The organism is Ruegeria sp. CF3 (assembly GCF_056537365.1).
Map to the genome: position 1 here is coordinate 558,848 of NZ_JBQFRK010000003.1, position 19,192 is coordinate 578,039.

Sequence of the window (19,192 nt, forward strand, 5' to 3'; positions counted from 1 at the left end):
TCGGGCAGAGCGGGCAACCGCTCTGCCTCAACCAACAATAAATCAAAGGAGGGGGAAACATGGCGCTGGATCGCTGGATCGCGCTCGTTTTGCTGGGCATATGCCTGACATATGGCTACACCGCCTGGTTCACGATGGATGGCAGTCTGCCCCCCTTCATGCAGCGCAACCCCATTTGGCCGAGCACCTTTCCCAAGGTGCTGTCGATTTTGGGGATAATTGCCACAACGATTATTCTGCTGGGATTTGAAAAGGCTGAGCCCAAAGAGGCTGATATCGATTATCGGAGGCTGGGCGAATATCACTTGGGCCAGGCGCTGCTGTTGCTGGCTTTGATGGTTGCCTATGCGCTGTGCCTACGTCCGGTTGGATTTCTGATCTCGACATCCGGGTTCCTGATCCTCGGTTCTTTCATTCTGGGCGAACGCAAATGGCACGTCATGCTGCCGGTTGCCGTAATCGCTACAGGTTCAGTCTGGTACCTCGTGCAAGAGGTTCTTGGCATCTACATGCGACCCTTGCCGGGCGTTTTCGGAGGCTGACATGCTTGAAGGATTGTTGATCGGCCTACAAACGGCATTCTCCATCCAAAACTTGTTGATGGTCATAGCGGGCTGTCTGATTGGTACATTCATCGGCATGCTGCCCGGTCTTGGGCCGATGTCGATCATCGCCATTATGATTCCGGTCGCCATTTCGATGGGCGATCCGTCCGCCGCATTGATCCTGCTTGCCGGTGTCTATTACGGTGCGATCTTTGGTGGCTCGACATCTTCCATTCTTCTGAACGCGCCGGGGGTCGCGGGAACCGTGGCCTCAAGCTTCGACGGCTATCCGATGGCTCGTCAGGGCAAAGCCGGGAAGGCGCTCACAGTTGCCGCTATCGCCAGTTTCGCCGGGGGTACGATAGGCGCGCTGCTGCTGATGGTCTTTGCGCCTGCATTATCCTCGGTCGCACTGCTGTTCCACTCGGCTGAGTACTTTGCCTTGATGGTAGTGGGTCTATCCGCCATCGCCGCTTTTGCGGGAACCGGGCAGGTGGCCAAGGCAATTGTCATGACCATTCTCGGGCTGATTATGGCCACTGTCGGCGAGGGCGCGCTGTTCAACTTGCCGCGTTTCACGATGGGGATCATGGATCTGCAGTCCGGCTTTGGTTTCATCACGCTTGCAATGGCGATGTTTGCCCTGCCCGAAGCGCTGTTTCTGGTTCTCAAACCCAAGGACCTGCAAGGCGACGAAGGCGAAATCAAGGACCTGCGCATCACAGGATCCGAGGCAAGGGCCATCGCTCCGGTGGTTGGTCGCCAATCTGTGCAGGGTTTCTTTATCGGTGTGCTTCCGGGGGCAGGGGCAACGATTGCCAGTTTCCTTGGCTATGCGGTTGAACGCAATATTGCCCCGAAAGAAGAGCAGGAGGAGTTCGGCAAAGGCTCGATCAAAGGTCTGGCAGCACCCGAGACAGCTAACAATGCTGCCTGTACCGGTTCCTTTGTTCCGTTGCTGACGCTCGGCATTCCAGGTTCCGGAACTACGGCCATCTTGTTGGGCGCACTGATCGCGCTGAATGTGACACCGGGTCCGCGCCTGATGATCGACGAGCCTCAGGTGTTCTGGGCTGTCATCATGTCGATGTTCATTGGCAATCTGGTGCTGCTGATCCTGAACCTACCGTTGATCCCCTATATCGCCAAGGTGCTTGCAGTACCGCGCAACTATCTGATTCCGTTCATTTTGTTCTTCACCCTCATGGGGGCCTATATCGGGCAGAACAATGCCACGGAACTGCTGATATTGGTCGGCTTCGGCGTCTGCGCCACGGCACTGAAATTTGCCGATTACCCTCTGGCACCACTGCTGATCGGTTTCATCCTTGGTGGCATGATGGAGGATAACTTCGCCCGTTCCATGCAGCTGTATGACGGCATCGCCTTTATCTGGGAACGTCCGATGACGCTGGGCCTGTTGGTGATTGCCCTCCTTCTGGTGCTGTTGCCCAGTTACCGCGCACGTCGCGCCAAGGCGCGAGCAGCAGGCGTGGCCGATGGCGACTGAGCCACTTTCAGGCATCCGGGTTCTTGACCTGACTAATGTCCTGGCCGGGCCGTATTGTTGCTACCAACTGGCCCTGATGGGGGCCGAAGTGATCAAGGTCGAACGCCCCGGCAGCGGAGATCTGGCCCGTGCGCTGGGGGCGGATCCTGATCGGAACAAGGCCGGCATGGGCATCAGCTTTCTGGCGCAGAATGCAGACAAGAAATCCGTGACTTTGGATATGAAGGCTGATCGGGGAAAGGCTCTGCTCAAGCGGCTGGTCAAGACTGCCGATGTGCTGGTCGAGAACTTCCGGCCCGGCGTGATGGACCGGCTTGGGCTGGGGTATCAGGTTCTGCGCGCCGAGAACCCCAGACTGATTTATTGTGCCATCAGCGGGTTTGGTCAGGATGGACCACGCCGGGACGACCCGGCCTATGACCAGATCGTGCAGGGGATCAGCGGTGTCATGTCAATCACAGGTGCGTCGGATACCGCACCTTACCGGGTTGGCTATCCTCTGGCAGATACCGTCGGCGGGATGACGGCGGCCTTTGCCATAAGCGCGGCCTTGAATGCCAGCCCGCGCGGGGCATTCCTTGATGTCGCAATGAGCGAGGCGGTGGTTTCGACCATGGGGTGGGTGGTGTCCAACTATCTGGTCGGTGGCGTGACTCCTGCGCCGCATGGGAACGAAAACACAACGTCGGCCCCGTCCGGAACTTTCGCCACATCCGACAACCCTATAAATATCGCCGCCAATCGCGACGAACAATGGCATGCGCTCGCCCAACATCTGGGCCGCGCCGACCTTTTGACGCATCCGGACTACCTAACCCGCGAGGATCGCAAGACCAACCGGCATGAATTGCGCCAAGAACTGGAACGCACGCTTTCCACCCGTCCAGCCAGTGATTGGGTCCAAGAGTTGAATGCGTTGGGTGTACCGGCCGGGCCGGTTATGACGGTGCCGCAGGCTTTGTCCGACGATCAACTCTCAGGGCGCGGGCTGATTGGAACTCTGTCGGCGCACGGAGAGAGTTTACGCCTTGCGGGCAGCCCAGTGGTCATTGATGGCGCACGCCGCATGCCACGATCCGCACCACCGGATCTTGGGGCCGACAACCTCTCGATTTGGGCCGAGCTTGGACTGTCGGACGCAGAGATCGAAACGTTGCGACATGAGAGGGTGATATGAGCGATGTTGCTGATTGGTGGCGCACCGCTATCATCGATATGGAGCCCGGACGCATTGAACTGCGTGGCCAGCCGATTCAAGACCTGATCGGCAATCTGGGTTTCGCTGAAATGATCTGGTTGATGGTGCGGGGTGACAGACCGACACCTGCGCAGGCTCGATTGTTCGAGGCCGCTTTGGTCGCCGCCGTGGATCACGGCCCGCAAGCCCCCTCGATCGCGGCTGCACGAATGGCGGTGACCTGCGGGCTGTCTCTTAACAACGCGATGGCGAGTGCTGTTAACATGCTGGGTGACATCCATGGTGGTGCCGGCGAGCAGGCGATGGAGCTTTATCACTTTGTAGACGCCCATGCCGAAGGCCCAGAACAGGCATTGGACGACTGGATCGCCGAACGCGGGAAGATACTCCCGGGTTTCGGGCATCGGTTCCATACACCGACGGACCCGCGTGCACCCCGGCTGATGGCCCTGGTCGCTGATGCGGTCGAACAGGACGCCTGCGAGGGTCGGTTCATGAAAGTCGGGCAAGCCGTGGAAACCGACCTGATGCGCCGGAAAGGCAAGCCGGTGCCGATGAATATCGATGGTGTCACGGCAGTGATCTATGCAGAGCTAGGCTTTGCCCCTCCATTGGCACGGGGTTTGTTTTGCCTTTCGCGGTCGGTCGGTATTCTGGCCCATGCCTGGGAGCAGACCCAGCAAGGCGGACGTAACAAAGGTCCTACACCGCCCCACTATCGCTGGACTTATCTAGGCGATTGAAGTTGAGGTATGCCGCCTGTCGTTCCTCATGGCTTCGGATTCCTCTTATCCAGATTCTGAAACATAGCGACATAGTTTGTGGCTAGAGCCTTCGCCTTACGGCCGACACCGTCCAGAACTGCGTAGGACAGGAGCCGGGGAATTTGGGTGAAGTGCCTTCGCAGCTGGCGCAGGTAGGACTGGCGTAGCGTGTTGTCGTTTTCCAGGAAAATGCGCACAAGGCGGACAACGTAATCGCCCTAAGTCAAGGATCTAGAGTGAATTGGAGGCGAGTACCGGAATCGAACCGGTGTACACGGATTTGCAATCCGCTGCGTCACCACTCCGCCAACTCGCCTTTTTAAGCAATATCAATAACTTGCCGTGGTGTGAGGGGCGTTCTATCAGCTTTCAGGATGAACGTCCATAGCCTTGAGGGCGATTATTTCTGTCTTGTTTGGAAATTTGACAATACCCCAATGGTACGTTTTTGCCGCGCCCGGAAATGCAATCTGGCCCGTTGCTGCAGGCAGGCGGATGTGGCAAAAGCCAGATAACAGTCTGATAAGGAATGAGCGATCACATGACAGATTTCGCAGCCCGGCGCCTTACGATGGTTGATACTCAGGTCAGGCCCTCGGATGTGACCAAGTTCCCTATCATTGATGCGATGCTGAGCGTTGCGCGCGAAAATTTCGTGCCGGATGCGCAACGTGAGGCAGCCTATGTTGGTGATCTGGTCGAGTTGGGTGATGGACGTTGTCTGCTTGAGCCCAGGACGCTGGCTAAGATGTTGGACGCAGTCAACATTTCCAATGATGAAGTGGTGCTGGATATCGCTCCGGGGCTGGGTTACTCAACCGCAATTGCCGCGCGAATGGCAGAGTTGGTTGTGGCCGTGGAATCCGACCCGGCATTGGCAGCTGAAGCTCAGACGCTTCTGATGGAAGCTGACGTAGACAACGCTATTGTTCATGAAGGACCGCTTGAACAAGGCGCGGTTGAGCATGGACCCTACGATGTGATCATGATTCAGGGTGGGGTCGAGCAGCTTTCAGACACTTTGCTGGATCAACTCAAGGATGGGGGCCGGATCATTTGCCTGTTCATGGAGGGTGATCTTGGCACGGTTCGTATGGGTCTCAAGTCCTCAGGCCGTGTCTCGTGGCGATTTGCATTCAATGCTAGCGCACCGATTTTGCCCGCATTTTGCGCTGAGTGTGCATTTTCGCTATAGTTGGCAATAGAAGTATTTTGATGCCTTGATTACTTGAAAACACCGGCGCAAACTGCGCTGGTGGTTGCGTAATTTCGATTTGAGAGGACTTAGTTATGCGCGGGACGACGACAGGAAAGCTGGTCAAAGGCCTGACTTTGGCTGCTGGTGTTGCATTAAGTGTGATGCCCGGAAGGTCGGTTTGGGCAGATAATCTGACCGATGCATTCATCGGCGCGTATAACACCAGCGGCCTGCTTGAGCAGAACCGTGCCTTGTTACGCGCAGCGGATGAAGATGTCGCCATTGCGCTCTCAGCGCTGCGTCCGATCATCAACTGGACCGTGCGGGTGAGCCGGGATTACACGCGCACCAATACAAGCAGCTTGATCACGACGCGCGAACCCTCGAGCTTTTTTTCCGGTCTCACGCTGAGCCAGTTGATCTATGACGGTGGCGCTTCCATCCTTGGCAAGCAATCGGCGCAGGAAACTGTGCTATCCACCCGTCAGTCTCTTATTGATATTGAACAACAAATCCTGATCAGAGCCGCGAACGCCTATCTGGGTGTTCTGCTGCAGGAAGAGACGGTTGCGATCCGCCAGAACAACGTGGAAGTGTCGGCGGAAGAACTGCGCGCATCGCAGGATCGCTTTGAAGTAGGTGAGGTTACTCGTACAGACGTTGCCCTGTCCGAGGCACAATTGGCCAGCTCTCAGGCTGATTTGGCGGTCGCACGTGGTAACCTGAGCATTGCTCAGGCTGAATACGTAAACGCCGTTGGCAAGACACCTGGGCGGACGGCTGGCCAGCCAAGGCTGCCCAACCTGCCGCGTTCAGAGGCGGATGCGGTGAATTTGGCTCAGCGTAACCACCCTGCGATTCTTTCCGCACAGCATCAGGTGCGTGCGCTGGACCTGATCGTGCAGCAGCAGCGTGCAAATCTGGGTCCGAATGTCAGCCTGAATGCGGATGCGGGCATTACCGAGAGCTACGACAATGACGATTACATCAACGATGCGACGATCTCACTGAACTTCAATCAGCCGATCTATTCCGGTGGCGGTCTGGCGGCAGCGGTGCGTCGTGCGATGGCAACTCGTGATGCGTCGCGTGCCAACCTTCTGAACGTTCAGAAAGACATCACACAAGGTGTTGCCGATCGCTATGCTGCGTTTCAGGCGGCAACTGCAAGCCTGCGGGCGTCAACAGAACGGGTTCGTGCTTCGCAGGTGGCGTTTGACGGTATTCGTGAAGAAGCAACGTTGGGTGCACGGACGACCTTGGACGTCCTGAATGCCCAGCAGGATTTGCTGGACGCGCAATTGGCCGAGGTAGCATCCCGGACCGAGCGGTCGCGGGCTGCATATGAACTGCTGCAAGCCCAGGGGCTGTTGACGGCAGAGCGTTTGGGTCTTGCAGTGCAGATCTATGATCCGACCCTGTATTACAACCTCGTGAAAAAGGCGCCGTCGCAGGTCAGTAAGCAAAGCCGCGATCTGGATCGAGTGCTCAAGGCATTGCGCCGCGACTAAAGGGCATCGCTACCTGTTGTGGCGCTGGCTCAGATTGGCTACAATCGGGCCTAGGTTAGAGCGGTAGAAAATAATGTCAGATCGTGTTGTAAGCGCCAATATTCAGGACGTTCTTTCGTCGGTTAAGCGAATGGTCGACGAGGACGCGCATGACGAATCAGAATTCATATTTGTTCCGACGGCCCCGGCTGCCAAGCCGGGCCGGTTGGTTTTAACGGATGCGCTGCGCGTCAGCAATGAACCGCTGATCGCCAAGAAGGCCGCGCCCTTGAAACTGATGCCCCAGCATAGCGCGGGTGACAGTACCCCAAAGCAGGCCGCAAATGCGCCAAGCAACCCTGCCGAACCGATGCGGCTGCAACCCAGCGATATTGTGCGCGCTGGTGATGTCGACGCCAAGGCAGACGCACCAAAGCGCGACCTAGCGGGAAGCCTCAGCGCCAAGATTGAAGCTTTGGAAGCTGCTATCGCGCGCACCGAGGATCAGTGGGAGCCCGATGGCGAGAGCGATGACGACTACTCTGGCACCAAGACGCAGGCTGTTGAATGGCCGGCAGACAGAGCTTTTGCTCAGTCTCAGGCGGCTGAACCAAAATCCGAAGCCACATTTATTCGCGACCCGGAGGTGGTGGAAGATATGGCACAGAAGCCGACCGATGCGACAATCGGAGAAGAGGAATTGCGCGAACTCGTCGCCCAGATCGTCCGGGAAGAGCTGCAGGGCGCGCTGGGCGAACGGATCACGAAAAACCTGCGCAAGATGGTTCGGCGTGAGATCACGCGGGCGATCGCCGCAGCGGATGTTGACTGAGGTCTAAATGGTGCGTGGCGTCTGCGCCATCGCGAGAAGCAGATCCAGATCCATATGCTGTTCCAGATGGTCAGCAAGGTCGTCCAGCACTTGTTCGACGCCGTCTTCGTAAGCTGTTTCCGATGTCACGCCCAGCTCTGCCAGATAGCTGGCGCGAAACGTGTCCGAGGTGAAAATCCCATGCAGATAGCTGCCGCGTATGCGCCCATTGGCGCTGGCGGCACCTTCCGGGCGACCTTCGATCTGCAGCCAGGCCCGAGCGCAATCCGGGCCATCAGTACGGCCCATGTGGATCTCATATCCGCTGACGGGTTCATGACCGGGCAGGGCGGTTGCTGAGCGCAGGATAACCTGCTTTTCTCCGGCCATTGTGGTGCTGACATCCAGCAATCCCAACCCTTCGACCTGACCGGGGCGTCCATCGACGCCATCGGGGTCCGAGATGGTTTTGCCCAGCATCTGATAACCCCCGCACAGGCCCAGAACATGACCCCCGCGGCGGACATGGGCATAAAGGTCGATATCCCAACCCTGCGCCCGGAAATAGGCCAGATCGCCGATTGTAGACTTGCTGCCCGGCAACAGCACCAGATCGGCATCTCCGGGCAGGGGGCGGCCTGCTGGGATGATCTCGACCGTAACGCCCGGTTCGGCGGAAAGCGGGTCGAGATCGTCGAAATTGGCCATCCGCTCAAGCTGAGGCACAGCGATCTTGCATGCCCCTCCGGCATGAGAGCGGATGTCCATCATATCTTCTGCCGGCAGCTTCCATGCGTCATGGAACCAGGGCACCACGCCCATACAGGGCCAGCCGGTCCGGGATGCGATATCGTCGCGCCCTTCATCGAACAGGGAGACATCGCCCTTGAAGCGGTTAATCGCAAAGCCCCGGATCATCGCAAGGTCCCCGGCCTCCAAGACGGCTTGCGTCCCCACGATCTGAGCGATCACGCCACCCCGATGAATGTCGCCCACCAGAACCACCGGAACCTGTGCGGCACAAGCAAATCCCATATTGGCGATGTCACCCTTGCGCAGGTTAGTTTCTGCCGGACTACCCGCGCCTTCGATCAACACCAGATCAGCGTCGCTGCAAAGCCTTTCAAAGCTTTCCAGAGCCGCCCCCAGCAGCTTAGACTTGTCCTTGCGATAATCGCCCGCCTTCATTGTACCTGCGCGCTGGCCCTGAAGAATGATCTGCGCGCCGGTATCAGTTTCGGGTTTGAGCAGGATTGGGTTCATATCCGTATGCGTCGGTCGTTTGGCCGCCCGCGCCTGCAGGGCTTGCGCGCGCCCGATTTCGCCGCCGTTTTCCGTAACAGCGGCGTTGTTCGACATGTTCTGCGGCTTGAACGGAGCCACGCGCAACCCGCGTCGCGTATAGGCGCGGGCCAACCCGGCCACCAAAACCGATTTGCCGACATTGCTGCCGGTGCCTTGAATCATGATGGACCGCGCCATGGCCTGTCTCCTATGCTCGGGCGCAGATGACCTGATTTAAGGCCAAAGGAAAAGCCCCATATGAATACGCCTGCGCATCTTTTGATCGGTGCTGCTGGTTTTGCGCGCCCGGCCCGGGGCGCGACGCTATGGGCAGCTCTGTTTGGGTCCTTGTTGCCGGATTTGTCGCTATACCTGATGGCCGGCGTTTCGCTGCACATCCTGAACATCCCGGCACAGGTGGTGTTTGATCAGCTTTACTTTTCACCCGCGTGGCAAACCGTATTCGCCATCGATAACTCGTTCATTTTGTGGGGAGTGGCACTTGCACTCGGGCTGTGGCGCGGCTGGCACCTGCTGACCATTGGCGCATCCGCAGGGATACTTCATTTGGTGATGGATTTCTTATTGCACGCAGGCGATGGCCGACCACAGTTCTGGCCGATCAGTTCATGGGTCTTTCACAGTCCGATCAGCTATTGGGACAGCGCACATCATGCAGCTTGGATCGCGCCGATCTCAGTGACGATTTGCATTGCCGCCTATGTGGTGCTTTGGCAGCGCGGCCTGTCGGTTTCAGCAAAACTGTTCTTTGCGCTGTTACTGGCGGCCGAGCTTTGGGTGGCGTGGCAATGGATCATGTATTTTTGATCTGACCAATCAGCCCAAAGAAAAACGCGCCCCGATGTCAGGGCGCGTTTTTTCAATCGGATGCGGGGAACAATCAGGCAGCTTCGGCCTGCTGAGCCGCATTCCGGCGTTCGCTTTCTTCGCGGGACAGGGCGACAGACGTCCGTACGCCGCGTCCAACAAATTCCATCAGCCCGCCTACAACCCGCTCATTGGGGTCGATGCCGGCGCACGATAGTACTTCGCGCCCATCGCGCGAACGTGCCCAACGGGCAATTTGTTCCGGTCCGTTGCCATACTTCTTATCGTCGGCGATGGCATCATCCAGAGCAGCCAGTACAACGGCTGCGAAAAGTTTGCGTGCACGATTGCCTTGTTCGTTGTTAAAGGCAGTGCCGTCAACGAAATCTCTCATCTCGTCTTTCCTGTTTTTCTTGCTCTTGCAATTTTCGGCGTGACGGTCCTTATGACCTATTACTTGCGATTCGGATACACCTAAAATGCATAGTTGCGTTGCGTCATTTGCATGGCTCGCTGCAGGTGCAGCACTAGGTTTCGTTGTCTTGTCAGGTGTGGTCACGCCAGATATAGGGACGAGAACTGACGCATCAACCGTTTGTGAAGGATTTAAGTCATGCCCAAGATAAATGGGAACGAAATTCGCCCCGGCAATGTGCTTGAGCATAATGACGGACTGTGGGCGGCGGTCAAAGTGGATCACGTAAAGCCCGGCAAAGGCGGAGCTTTTGCCCAGGTCGAGCTGCGCAACCTGCGCAATGGCTCAAAGCTGAACGAACGCTTCCGTTCGGCCGACAAAGTCGAACGCGTGCGCCTTGAGCAGAAGGATCAGCAGTTCCTGTACGAATCCGATGGCATGCTGGTGTTCATGGATTCCGAGACCTACGAGCAGATCGAACTGCCTTCGGAACTGCTGGGTGAGCGCCGCCCGTTTCTGCAGGACGGCATGACTATCGTTGTGGAGTTTTACGAAAGCGAGGCGCTGAACGCCACGCTGCCCCAAAAAGTGACCTGCAAGATCGTCGAGACCGAGCCGGTTGTGAAGGGTCAGACTGCGGCGAACTCGTTTAAGCCAGCGGTTCTGGACAATGGCGTCAAGGTCATGGTGCCGCCTTTTATCGGGCAGGATGAGATGATCGTAGTGAATACCGAGACCATGGAATATTCCGAACGCGCGTAAGCGGACGATAGTTCGGTGCAAAAGGGTCGCTCTGCGGCCCTTTTTTAGGTTCGAATGCGATAGCGCTCGGGATGATCGCCAAACAGCTCCAGCATCAGTTCGTACTTGATGCGATTGGCGCTGACCTGACGGTAGAACGCGATCAAGAAAGCGGTCGGGCCTTGAATGCGTCCGAGACCGCTTATCGCGGCCACGACGGTGCCGACATCGGTTTTACCCTGCAACACCAGCCAGCCGCCCAGCATCAGAATCCCAACAGTCCCTGCGCCATTGATGACACTCAGCAGGAACTTGGCCGAGAGTTTCCAGATGAACATCTTGCGGCGGGTCTCGAATATCTCGTCGAACTGTTTCTCAATCGCTCGCGATGCCGCCTCGATATCCTCGTGCGTCAAGCGGTCGGTCGCGCTGCGCAGGATTCGAACACGCTCGGCCACGAAGATGTTCACTTTTCGCTGAGAGGCCAGAACGATAATGATCTGCGGAACGATCATGGAAAGTGCGATCAAGCCCAGCCCCGGTTGGGTTGAAGAGATGTAGCCGATCACGCTGATCAATGTGCCGATTTGCACCACAGGATCGGAAAACGCACCGCCTGCGAACTTGCCCAGCTCTTCCGCCTCAGCAGATACGGCCGTTGTCATCGTGCCCGAACGAAGGTCTTGCCCCTCTTTGCTGAGATCGATTGATCGGGCAAGCAACCGTCCCCGGATCAGTCGGATGATGTCCTCGCCCAGCGTTCCAGAGCGATACCCGAGCACCCATTTCAACGTGAGGCTCAACAGGATGACGCCCATCATCCCGGTGCCCAGCAACAGCAGGCGATCCACTTCGATGCTATCAGATGTCAGGTGATTGACGATGTCGCGCTGGAACTCAAGCGGAGCAGCCGCCAGCGCAGCCACCGCCAATGACAGCAGAATAAGGATGATTTGCCGTCCGGCGCTGACACGCCATATCGCGGTATAGAGGCGAAACATGCACGTATCCCGTTAGGCCAATTGCAGTCAGTGATACCGCGCGGCCCGGCAGCGTCAAATACGCAAACGGTTTCAAAAAAATGGGCGTGCCGGTTCAGCAACAAAATCAACCTGGCAGTTTTAGCGTCGCGCCACCCGCCTCCATGTCGTCCCCCGCGCGATCCAGCCGAAGGTATGCGATCGCCTTTCCGCCAGACTGTGTAAACAACACCCCGGCGGGTTTACCACTGGAGTGAATCTCGGCCCCGACCGGAGCGGTGCCCGCGATCTCGACAACGCGCAGACCTTTGCGCAACTCAGTCTTGTGCTTCATGCGCGCGGTGACCTCTTGTCCGACATAGCAGCCCTTCTTGAAGTCCAAGCCATTCAGCGCCTCGAACCCGGACTCAAGAATATAGCTGTCTGGCGTCAGTTCGATGCTGGTTTCGGGGATACAGTGACGGACGCGGATAGCATCCCAGTCCGTACCGTCATCACCTTCCGGAGCGGTAGAATAAGCGCGCCATCCCAGATCAGGATGCCGTGGGTCGGGTAGGGCGCCCTCGGGCGCGGGGCCGGTGCCGCGTTGTACGTTCAGGTCGGTCTGGTCGATGGTCACATCTGCACGCAGCTTGTACATCGTCAGTCGTTTGGCAAGCCCGTCGGCCAGCACATCGGCCACATCCAGCAGCACCGACTCACCGTCTCGTTTGAGAAAGAAGTCAGCCAGGTACTTGCCCTGCGGGGTCAGAAGGGCGGCGTAGACCAGCCCGTCGTCCAGCCGCTGCACGTCATTTGTGATCAGCCCCTGCAGAAAGCTATCAGTATCGTTGCCGGTCAGGCGCAGAATGCGGCGATTGGACATGGGTTGATCCTCGTCAATTCGTCTGGCTTCGTGATATAGGAAATCGCGCCGCCATGACCAGAGGGTTTCAGACGTGTCCGCCCCGATCAGCATTGTGATTCCAACCCTTAACGCGGGGCATTCCCTGCCGGGAACGCTACAGGCTTTGATGGAAGGGCTTCATTCAGGCCTGATCCGAGAGTTAATCGTGACCGATGGCGGCTCAGAGGATCCAACACTTGTGATGGCGGATGAAGCCGGAGCCATGATCGTAACAGGCCCGGCGTCAAGGGGAGGGCAGTTGCAAAGGGGGTGTGCCAAAGCATCTGGCGACTGGCTGCTGATCCTGCATGCCGACACCGAGTTGCAGTCAGGCTGGAGCGCCATCGTGGCAGAGCATCTGCGTTCGCACAGGCCAGCAGCCTTCCGATTGCGGTTTCGCGTCAGCGGGATTGGTGCCCGCTGGGTCGCTGGTTGGGCCAACCTGCGTAGCAGAGTGTTTGGTTTGCCCTACGGCGATCAGGGGCTGTTGGTACGCCGCAGGGATTATGACTCTGTCGGAGGATTCCCAGATCAGCCACTGATGGAAGATGTCGCCTTGATCCGCGTGTTGCCGCGCCCGGTGCTGTTGAAAGCGGACGCGGTTACGAGTGCGGAACGCTATATCCGTCAGGGTTGGTTTCGGCGGGGCGCGCGGAACCTTTGGACTCTGGCGCGGTACTTTCTGGGGGCTGATCCGCATCTGCTGGCGCAGTCGTATCGGCGTTGAAAGCTGTGCGTAGCTCAACGATGGATTTGCCCAGACGGAACGGTGCAGCAAAGCTTACCAGACATAGGGCAATGATCTGCAGTACCAAAATATGCGCATTCGCCTGCAGATATTCCCATTCATCCTTGAGCTTGCCGACCTGTTCGATCAGATCGTCATAGCTTTGGGCCAGGATCAGATAATCACCGGCAATCGCAGGCACCTTGCGCCGCATGTTGTCAATAGCGGTTTGTGTATCATCGTCCAGAGATGTGAAGACGAGAAATTGATCGATGCTGAAGGCATCCGCTTTCGCTGCCATCTCGCGGGCCTCATCCATGTCATCACTCGACGTGCGGCCGAATAGAAAATGCAGGCCTTGAAGCGGGGCTACTTCGTTCGTGACCGCGATGAACAACGGTAAATCGGCATTGCTTGCGGTTGAGGCGGACAGAAACTCTACCTTTTCGCACAAAACAGCTGTATCCGGGTCGTAAGCGGGGTCACAGAACCTCAGCCGAAACCGCGCGGCATCACGGTCGAATGCAAGCGTGGCGGCATAAGCAACGTCGATCTGCCGGTCCAGCCGCGAACTGTCCGAGGTGTAAAGACCGGCCAACACGGCGACCAGTGCACCGATCCCACCCAATACGACCCAGACCAGATCCGCCAGTTTCCATGCCCGATGCCCTGCAGGTTTGCGGAAAAGAAATCCTGTGCCAAACAGGCCGATCATAAAGGCCAGTATCAGCAGAGGTAATTGGTTTTCAGCGATGAATGTCATACGCCGGAGTGTACGGTCTGCGCAGCGTCTGACAACAGGGCTCACGCGCAGTTGTACCTTATGAAACGTCGCTACCTGACGTCAGGACCCCGAGCTTTGGCCGAACTTGCGAAACAGCTTCGTCCGGTCAAAGGCCTGCTCTAACTCGTCCGTGCGCTGCTTGACACTGTCCCAGAGACGTTCCTGCATTTCGGCAATGGCGCATTCCAATAGCACCATTAGCGAAGTCATGGAATCCCATGCCGAAGGCACTGCGATCCTTACCGCAAAGGTGTGTTTCGCCAGCCGGTGGATGGGGGATCGCCATTGATCCGTCAGCAGGACAACCTCGGCCCCGCGCTCATGGCAAAGCTGCCCGATCAACAAAGTAGTGTTCTCATAACGCCGCACATCCAAGGCCACCAGCACATCGCCTTCGCGCACTTCGAGCAGATCGTGAGTCCACGACGCTGCATCTGACAGCAGCTTCACATCAGGACGGATCATCTGCAGGTGGAGGTAGAGATATTGCGCCAGGGTCCCGGTTATGCGTCCGCCGGTTATGAAAACACGCCGTTTGGGATCGCAAAGCATACGGCAGAAACTGTCAAACTCATCCGGGTCGACCTCATCAATCGAACGCCGCTGGTTCTCAAGCGCTTGGCGGGAGTAGCGGTTGAGAATGTGTTCTTCAGGCAAGTCATTCTGCCAGACATCCCGTTTGGCGACGGGCCCCGAGATCATCTCTTTCACTTCGCTGCGTATCGCGGACTGAAACTGCGGATAGCCATCAAAGCCGGTTTTCTGAAGCATCCGCGCAACCGTGGCGGTGGAAACCGAGGCGATACTGGCCAGCTCGGTTATGCTGCCAAGCCCTGCCATGGGGTAATCATCCAGCAGCACGTTGACCAACTGCCGCTCGGTCGGTGTCATCATTTCGCGATGCGCAAGGAGCCTTTCTGTCACTCGCACGGAATACTCCTTTCCCTTTCTACCCATGTTTATGTGGAAAATTTGACAATGCAATCTGACTTGGGGAATTTTATACAGGAAATTTATTGACAGGTTAAGAACCTCTGTGGAATTTTTTCCAAATGGAATCACGTAGCGCCACTCTCACCTCTGCTCAGCTTGATTTCGGTCCTGTCGTTCACATCGACGACGCGCCGGAAGAGCCTTCGGTTGTGGTGGTGTGCGAACACGCCTCGCATCGTATCCCGGACGGACTGGGGGATATGGGGCTAAGTGCCGAGGCACTGCGCAGCCATATCGCGTGGGACCCGGGCGCGCTGCCGGTTGCTCAGGCACTGGCCCAGCAGTTGAACGGCGTGCTGGTGCATGGTGGGGTGTCGCGGCTGGTTTATGACTGCAACCGCCCTCCCGAAGCCCCCGATGCTATGCCGGAATGCAGTGAAGACACACCGATCCCGGCGAACCTTGAACTGAGCGCCAATGCGCGTCAGCAGCGGATCGAAGGCGTATATGTGCCGTTTTGCCAAGGGCTAGAGGATGTTCTGATCCGTCATTACCGCACGCTAAAACTCATGGTGACGGTTCATAGTTTCACGCCGATATACCGCGGAAAGCCGCGCGATGTTGAGCTTGGTTTGCTGCATGGCCAGGACGCCCGCTTTGCCAAGGCGATGTTGGCCAGCGCCGCGCACGAGCTGCCCCTGGTTACTCGATTGAACGAACCCTATTCGGCGGCAGACGGGGTGGCGCACACTTTGGATCTTCACGCAGCGCCCAACGGATTGTTGAACGTCATGATCGAGATCCGGAATGATCTGATTCAGACAGCCGAGCAGCAGCGGGTCATGGCCGATTGTCTGGCCCCGTGGATCAATCGTACCATTGCTCCGTTCTGTAGCGGGGTGGGCGAATGATCAAGGCAATGTCAGCATATGTGCGTGTGGTCGATGCGGTGAACTACCGGATCGGGCGGGTCATGATGTGGGGCCTGTTCGTGATGATGGGTATCCTGCTGTGGTCCTCGATCTCGAAGACCTTCTTTCTGCCTTCGCTCTGGACGCTAGAAATGGCGCAGTTTGCGATGGTGACTTATTACATCATGGGGGGGCCGTATTCGATCCAACTGGGTTCGAACGTGCGAATGGATCTGTTTTACCATAATTGGAGCCATCGCCGGAAAGCCTGGTTCGATGCCTTCACGGTGCTGCTGCTGATCCTTTATCTGGGTGTACTGTTCTACGGTGGGCTTGGATCCACGGCGTACAGCCTGGGCTATTGGGGTGATGAGCCTGTCGCCTATTTCACAGGCCTTCTGACCGGCAGCGAAGAGGTCGGACGGCTTGAACGATCCTCCACCGCGTGGCGGCCATACATCTGGCCGGTCAAGGCGATCATGGTCTTCGGCTTCTTCCTGATGCTGCTGCAGGCGATATCAGAATTTTTCAAAGACATTGCGCGGATCAACGGGCAAGAGATCGGGGCAGCGCGGGCATGAGCCAGGAATTTATCGCAATCTTCATGTTCGCTTCGATGATGCTGATGCTGTTCACCGGGCAGCGCGTCTTTGGTGCCATTGGTGCCGTCGCAGCCATTGCGGCACTGGCGCTCTGGGGGACAGGCGGGCAGGACATTCCGTTTTCGGCGGCGATGAAGCTGATGAAATGGTACCCGCTGCTGACCCTGCCGATGTTCATCTTCATGGGCTATGTCCTGAGCGAAAGTCGTCTGGCCGATGACCTCTATCGCATGTTCCACGTCTGGATGGGGCCGGTGAACGGTGGGCTTGCCATCGGCACTATCGGTCTGATGGTGCTGGTCTCGGCCATGAACGGGCTTAGCGTGGCAGGTATGGCCATCGGGGCGACGATTGCACTGCCTGAACTGCTGCGGCGCGGATACGACAAGACCATGGTGACGGGGGTCATTCAGGCCGGGTCGAGCTTGGGCATCCTTGTGCCGCCCTCGGTAGTTCTGGTGCTTTATGCCATGATCGCGCGGCAACCCGTCGGTCAACTTTGGCTGGCAGGCATTGTGCCGGGGCTGCTGATGGCGTCTTTGTTCATCCTCTACATCTGGATTCGTTGCCGGCTTCAACCGCATCTGGGACCAGCGATGGAAGACGCGCACGAGGTCCCAAGGTCCGAGAAACTCCGTCTGCTCTGGGCCGGGGCACTGCCATTGATGATTTTCGCTGCGATGATGCTGCCGTTCGTGAATGGTTGGACCTCATTGGTAGAAAGTTCGGCCATCGGAGCGTTGGCGGCGCTTGTGGCGTCTGTCCTCAAACGTCGGATGACGTGGAAGATTTTCGAGGACTGTACCAAGCAAACCTTGGCCATCTCGTGCATGTTCATGTGGATCATCCTTGCGGCGCTGGGCTTCGGCGCGGTGTTTGACGGGCTGGGCGCGGTCAAGGCCATCGAGAACCTGTTCACCGAGCAGTTGGGGCTGTCACCGTGGCTGATCCTGATCCTGATGCAGCTCAGCTTTATCATCATGGGCACGTTCCTGGACGACACCGCAATGCTCGTCATCGTGGCGCCGCTCTATGTGCCGCTCGTGGGGGCGCTTGGCTTCGATCTGATCTGGTACGGTGTACTTTACACCATCACCACCCAGATCGCGTATATGACGCCGCCTTTCGGCTACAACCTGTTCCTGATGCGCGCAATGGCTCCGCCAGAAATCAGCCTGCGCGACATCTACCGCTCAATCGTGCCCTTTGTCGGGGTGATGATCCTGGCGCTCGCAATAATCATGATATTCCCCGAGATCGCCTTGTGGCTGCCCGGGTATGTTTACGGAAATTAACCAGAAGGCCCGACACACGGGCACCCAAACTTAAACGGAGAGGAAATTGACATGACGACAAGACGTAAGTTTCTGAAAACTGCGGGGGTAGGGGTTGCGGCGGCACCTTTGGCAACGCCTGCACTGGCGCAAAGCACGATCACATGGCGGATGCAGACATATGCCGGTCCTGCACTGGCCGAGCATGTGATCGACCCGGCTATTAAGATGTTCAACCAGATCGCCGGTGACCGTATGCAGATCGAGCTATTCTACGCCGATCAACTGGTCCCGACCGGAGAGCTGTTCCGCGCTATGCAGAAGGGAACCATCGACGCGGTTCAATCGGATGATGACTCGATGGCCTCGCCCACCGAAGTCACTGTTTTCGGCGGCTACTTCCCGTTCGCTTCGCGCTATTCGCTGGACGTACCGGTGCTGTTCAACCAGTGGGGCTTGAACGAAATCTGGGACGAAGAGTATTCGAAGGTTGGCGTTAAACACATCAGCGCCGGCGCGTGGGATCCGTGTCACTTTGCGACCAAGGATCCGATCAATTCGCTGGAGGATATGAAGGGCAAACGCATCTTCACCTTCCCGACAGCAGGCCGGTTCCTCAGCCAGTTTGGCGTGGTACCCGTCACACTGCCTTGGGAAGACATCGAAGTTGCAGTTCAAACCGGCGAGTTGGACGGTATTGCCTGGTCGGGCATCACCGAAGACTACACCGTGGGTTGGGCGGATGTGACTAACTACTTCCTAACCAACAACATTTCGGGGGCCTGGGCCGGCCACTTCTTTGCCAATATGGATCGCTGGAACGAGCTACCGGAAGATCTGCAAACTCTGTTCAAGGTCTGCTGTGACCAGTCGCACTACTACCGCCAGTGGTGGTATTGGGGCGGCGAGGCCAACCTGCGGGTTAACGGCACCAAGATGCAATTGACGACCATCCCGGACGAAGAGTGGGCAACGGTGGAAGAGGCTGCGGTGAAATTCTGGGATGAAATTGCTGCGGAATCCGAGACCAAGGCAAAGGTCGTGGATATCTTCAAGCGCTACAACGCCGAAATGCTCAAGGCCGGGCGGCCCTATCGTTACGGATAAAATACTTGACCGGCCCGTTCTTTCGCGGGCCGGTCGTTACAGGGACAAAGAATTTTCGTCGAAAATTCTCGCATATCACAGAGGTATTGCATGCTGACATTTGAGCATTTGAAGGCTGAGGTTTCGTCTGGCGAGATTGATACGGTATTGGTTTGTCTGGTTGACATGCAGGGCCGTTTGATGGGGAAGCGGTTTCATGCGGGT

The 19,192-nt window shown here is 57.4% G+C and carries 19 protein-coding genes and 1 tRNA gene; 14 read left to right on the top strand and 6 right to left on the bottom strand.

Annotated elements, in window-relative coordinates; all coding sequences use genetic code 11:
* Positions 1-59: 59 nt before the first annotated feature.
* Genes ACR0KC_RS14350 through ACR0KC_RS14365 form a run of 4 tightly spaced genes read left to right on the top strand, consistent with a single transcriptional unit; the run spans position 60 to position 3,996 of the window.
* The gene (locus ACR0KC_RS14350; RefSeq protein ID WP_170401217.1) at positions 60-542 is read left to right on the top strand and encodes a tripartite tricarboxylate transporter TctB family protein; all 483 of its coding nucleotides are present in this window, start codon (positions 60-62) and stop codon (positions 540-542) included.
* A 1-nt stretch (position 543) separates the two neighbouring features.
* Positions 544-2,055 (top strand): tripartite tricarboxylate transporter permease, encoded by a 1,512-nt coding sequence (locus ACR0KC_RS14355; RefSeq protein WP_480771978.1) that lies wholly within the window; start codon positions 544-546, stop codon positions 2,053-2,055.
* Positions 2,045-3,232, top strand: a complete 1,188-nt coding sequence (locus ACR0KC_RS14360) for a CaiB/BaiF CoA transferase family protein (RefSeq protein ID WP_480771979.1) — start codon at positions 2,045-2,047, stop codon at positions 3,230-3,232. Before ACR0KC_RS14355 ends, ACR0KC_RS14360 begins: the two co-directional genes overlap by 11 nt.
* Positions 3,229-3,996, top strand: coding sequence for a citryl-CoA lyase (locus ACR0KC_RS14365; RefSeq protein ID WP_170420960.1), 768 nt, complete (start codon positions 3,229-3,231; stop codon positions 3,994-3,996). The genes ACR0KC_RS14360 and ACR0KC_RS14365 overlap by 4 nt, the downstream gene beginning before the upstream one ends.
* 263 nt (positions 3,997-4,259) lie before the next feature.
* Here ACR0KC_RS14365 and ACR0KC_RS14370 read toward each other — a convergent pair.
* A tRNA-Cys gene (locus tag ACR0KC_RS14370) sits at positions 4,260-4,333 on the bottom strand.
* A gap of 225 nt (positions 4,334-4,558) precedes the next feature.
* Here ACR0KC_RS14370 and ACR0KC_RS14375 point away from each other — a divergent pair.
* The 3 genes from ACR0KC_RS14375 to ACR0KC_RS14385 all read left to right on the top strand — a co-directional run bounded on the left by ACR0KC_RS14375 (position 4,559) and on the right by ACR0KC_RS14385 (position 7,537).
* Positions 4,559-5,212 (top strand): protein-L-isoaspartate O-methyltransferase family protein, encoded by a 654-nt coding sequence (locus ACR0KC_RS14375; protein WP_170401191.1) that lies wholly within the window; start codon positions 4,559-4,561, stop codon positions 5,210-5,212.
* Between the two features lie 95 nt (positions 5,213-5,307).
* On the top strand, positions 5,308-6,726 hold the full coding sequence (locus ACR0KC_RS14380; protein ID WP_170391809.1) for a TolC family outer membrane protein: 1,419 nt from the start codon (positions 5,308-5,310) through the stop codon (positions 6,724-6,726).
* A gap of 73 nt (positions 6,727-6,799) precedes the next feature.
* The gene (locus ACR0KC_RS14385; RefSeq protein WP_170563579.1) at positions 6,800-7,537 is read left to right on the top strand and encodes a hypothetical protein; all 738 of its coding nucleotides are present in this window, start codon (positions 6,800-6,802) and stop codon (positions 7,535-7,537) included.
* Positions 7,538-7,540: 3 nt separating this feature from the next.
* Here ACR0KC_RS14385 and ACR0KC_RS14390 read toward each other — a convergent pair whose 3' ends face one another.
* Entirely contained in the window at positions 7,541-8,998 is a 1,458-nt protein-coding gene (locus ACR0KC_RS14390) for a cobyric acid synthase (RefSeq protein ID WP_170391804.1), read from the bottom strand.
* Between the two features lie 60 nt (positions 8,999-9,058).
* Between ACR0KC_RS14390 and ACR0KC_RS14395 the strand changes: the two genes are divergently transcribed.
* Positions 9,059-9,628: a cobalamin biosynthesis protein CobQ gene (locus ACR0KC_RS14395; RefSeq protein WP_480706615.1), complete on the top strand. Its 570-nt coding sequence runs from the start codon at positions 9,059-9,061 to the stop codon at positions 9,626-9,628.
* 73 nt (positions 9,629-9,701) lie between these two features.
* Here the strand turns inward: ACR0KC_RS14395 and ACR0KC_RS14400 are convergent, their stop codons facing one another.
* Positions 9,702-10,022 (bottom strand): DUF6280 family protein, encoded by a 321-nt coding sequence (locus ACR0KC_RS14400; RefSeq protein WP_008757056.1) that lies wholly within the window; start codon positions 10,020-10,022, stop codon positions 9,702-9,704.
* A 219-nt stretch (positions 10,023-10,241) separates the two neighbouring features.
* Between ACR0KC_RS14400 and efp the strand changes: the two genes are divergently transcribed.
* Entirely contained in the window at positions 10,242-10,805 is a 564-nt protein-coding gene (gene efp, locus ACR0KC_RS14405) for an elongation factor P (protein WP_170391801.1), read from the top strand.
* A gap of 44 nt (positions 10,806-10,849) precedes the next feature.
* Here efp and ACR0KC_RS14410 read toward each other — a convergent pair whose 3' ends face one another.
* Positions 10,850-11,785: an ABC transporter transmembrane domain-containing protein gene (locus ACR0KC_RS14410; protein WP_480771980.1), complete on the bottom strand. Its 936-nt coding sequence runs from the start codon at positions 11,783-11,785 to the stop codon at positions 10,850-10,852.
* Between the two features lie 106 nt (positions 11,786-11,891).
* Complete coding sequence (ygfZ, locus tag ACR0KC_RS14415) at positions 11,892-12,629, bottom strand: CAF17-like 4Fe-4S cluster assembly/insertion protein YgfZ (protein WP_480771981.1); 738 nt, start codon at positions 12,627-12,629, stop codon at positions 11,892-11,894.
* 73 nt (positions 12,630-12,702) lie between these two features.
* Between ygfZ and ACR0KC_RS14420 the strand changes: the two genes are divergently transcribed.
* A complete protein-coding gene (locus ACR0KC_RS14420; RefSeq protein WP_480706611.1) occupies positions 12,703-13,377 on the top strand; it encodes a TIGR04283 family arsenosugar biosynthesis glycosyltransferase in 675 nt (224 codons plus the stop codon).
* Between the two features lie 844 nt (positions 13,378-14,221).
* Here the strand turns inward: ACR0KC_RS14420 and ACR0KC_RS14425 are convergent.
* Entirely contained in the window at positions 14,222-15,091 is an 870-nt protein-coding gene (locus tag ACR0KC_RS14425) for a MurR/RpiR family transcriptional regulator (RefSeq protein WP_170391793.1), read from the bottom strand.
* Positions 15,092-15,213: 122 nt separating this feature from the next.
* On the opposite strand from ACR0KC_RS14425, the gene ACR0KC_RS14430 reads away from it, so the two are divergent.
* The 4 genes from ACR0KC_RS14430 to ACR0KC_RS14445 are packed head-to-tail and all read left to right on the top strand — an operon-like array spanning position 15,214 to position 18,988.
* Positions 15,214-16,005 carry an N-formylglutamate amidohydrolase gene (locus ACR0KC_RS14430; RefSeq protein WP_480791139.1) on the top strand — a complete coding sequence of 264 codons (792 nt, stop codon included), beginning with the start codon at positions 15,214-15,216 and terminating at the stop codon, positions 16,003-16,005.
* Positions 16,002-16,586 (top strand): TRAP transporter small permease subunit, encoded by a 585-nt coding sequence (locus tag ACR0KC_RS14435; RefSeq protein WP_170420973.1) that lies wholly within the window; start codon positions 16,002-16,004, stop codon positions 16,584-16,586. The genes ACR0KC_RS14430 and ACR0KC_RS14435 overlap by 4 nt, the downstream gene beginning before the upstream one ends.
* Entirely contained in the window at positions 16,583-17,902 is a 1,320-nt protein-coding gene (locus ACR0KC_RS14440) for a TRAP transporter large permease (protein WP_170391787.1), read from the top strand. Before ACR0KC_RS14435 ends, ACR0KC_RS14440 begins: the two co-directional genes overlap by 4 nt.
* Positions 17,903-17,953: 51 nt before the next feature.
* Positions 17,954-18,988, top strand: a complete 1,035-nt coding sequence (locus tag ACR0KC_RS14445) for a TRAP transporter substrate-binding protein (RefSeq protein WP_170391784.1) — start codon at positions 17,954-17,956, stop codon at positions 18,986-18,988.
* Positions 18,989-19,192 lie beyond the last annotated feature (204 nt).

What these genes read in the sequence shown, in the direction of transcription:
- ACR0KC_RS14435 (WP_170420973.1), top strand. Translation starts at nt 16,002, where the DNA reads ATGATCAAGGCAATGTCAGCATATGTGCGTGTGGTCGATGCGGTGAAC.
- ACR0KC_RS14440 (WP_170391787.1), top strand. Translation starts at nt 16,583, where the DNA reads ATGAGCCAGGAATTTATCGCAATCTTCATGTTCGCTTCGATGATGCTG.
- efp (WP_170391801.1), top strand. Translation starts at nt 10,242, where the DNA reads ATGCCCAAGATAAATGGGAACGAAATTCGCCCCGGCAATGTGCTTGAG.
- ACR0KC_RS14445 (WP_170391784.1), top strand. Translation starts at nt 17,954, where the DNA reads ATGACGACAAGACGTAAGTTTCTGAAAACTGCGGGGGTAGGGGTTGCG.
- ACR0KC_RS14385 (WP_170563579.1), top strand. Translation starts at nt 6,800, where the DNA reads ATGTCAGATCGTGTTGTAAGCGCCAATATTCAGGACGTTCTTTCGTCG.
- ACR0KC_RS14360 (WP_480771979.1), top strand. Translation starts at nt 2,045, where the DNA reads ATGGCGACTGAGCCACTTTCAGGCATCCGGGTTCTTGACCTGACTAAT.
- ACR0KC_RS14380 (WP_170391809.1), top strand. Translation starts at nt 5,308, where the DNA reads ATGCGCGGGACGACGACAGGAAAGCTGGTCAAAGGCCTGACTTTGGCT.
- ACR0KC_RS14410 (WP_480771980.1), bottom strand. Translation starts at nt 11,785, where the DNA reads ATGTTTCGCCTCTATACCGCGATATGGCGTGTCAGCGCCGGACGGCAA.
- ACR0KC_RS14350 (WP_170401217.1), top strand. Translation starts at nt 60, where the DNA reads ATGGCGCTGGATCGCTGGATCGCGCTCGTTTTGCTGGGCATATGCCTG.
- ACR0KC_RS14365 (WP_170420960.1), top strand. Translation starts at nt 3,229, where the DNA reads ATGAGCGATGTTGCTGATTGGTGGCGCACCGCTATCATCGATATGGAG.
- ACR0KC_RS14395 (WP_480706615.1), top strand. Translation starts at nt 9,059, where the DNA reads ATGAATACGCCTGCGCATCTTTTGATCGGTGCTGCTGGTTTTGCGCGC.
- ACR0KC_RS14375 (WP_170401191.1), top strand. Translation starts at nt 4,559, where the DNA reads ATGACAGATTTCGCAGCCCGGCGCCTTACGATGGTTGATACTCAGGTC.
- ACR0KC_RS14390 (WP_170391804.1), bottom strand. Translation starts at nt 8,998, where the DNA reads ATGGCGCGGTCCATCATGATTCAAGGCACCGGCAGCAATGTCGGCAAA.
- ACR0KC_RS14355 (WP_480771978.1), top strand. Translation starts at nt 544, where the DNA reads ATGCTTGAAGGATTGTTGATCGGCCTACAAACGGCATTCTCCATCCAA.
- ACR0KC_RS14400 (WP_008757056.1), bottom strand. Translation starts at nt 10,022, where the DNA reads ATGAGAGATTTCGTTGACGGCACTGCCTTTAACAACGAACAAGGCAAT.
- ACR0KC_RS14430 (WP_480791139.1), top strand. Translation starts at nt 15,214, where the DNA reads ATGGAATCACGTAGCGCCACTCTCACCTCTGCTCAGCTTGATTTCGGT.
- ygfZ (WP_480771981.1), bottom strand. Translation starts at nt 12,629, where the DNA reads ATGTCCAATCGCCGCATTCTGCGCCTGACCGGCAACGATACTGATAGC.